Annotated in this window: 1 pseudogene; it reads right to left on the bottom strand. The window is 75.3% G+C overall.

Annotation, left to right across the window (positions count from 1 at the left end):
- Positions 1 to 522: pseudogene (locus IF43_RS40245) on the bottom strand (acyltransferase domain-containing protein); the annotation flags it as partial.

The following is a 522-nucleotide window of genomic DNA, read 5'->3' as shown; positions in this document are numbered from 1 at the left end:
GCGCAGGGCGGGGACGAAGACGGCGTCCTCGTCGGTGACGCACTCCTGGGCGAGGGCGGAGAGGACGCCGTCCGGACCGAGTTCGACGTACGTCCTCACGCCGGCCGCTTCGAGGGCGCGGACGGCGTCGAGGAAGCGGACGGCCTCCCGGACGTGCCGCACCCAGAACTCGGCCCCGCGCCTCGAAACCGGCCGCCAGGGCCGCCGTCACGTCCTCGTCACCCGCGAGCACCACCGACCGCGGGCCGTTGACCGCGGCGACGGACACCCGCCCGGTGAGCAGCGGCAGGACCTCCTCCTCGCCCGCCTGCACCGCGATCATGGCGCCACCGGTCGGCAGCGCCTGCATCAGACGGCCGCGGGCGGCGACCAGGGCGCACGCGTCGTCCAGCGACAGCACACCCGCCACATGCGCGGCGGCGATCTCGCCGATCGAGTGCCCGGCCACGAAGTCCGGCCGCAGCCCCCAGCTCTCCAGCAGCCGGAACAGGGCGACTTCGACGGCGAACAGGGCCGGCTGGG

The organism is Streptomyces sp. NRRL S-87, from assembly GCF_000719335.1.
GTDB lineage: Bacteria > Actinomycetota > Actinomycetes > Streptomycetales > Streptomycetaceae > Streptomyces.
Note: the sequence above shows the minus strand (reverse complement) of the source record. Positions and strands in the feature narration are given on the sequence as shown.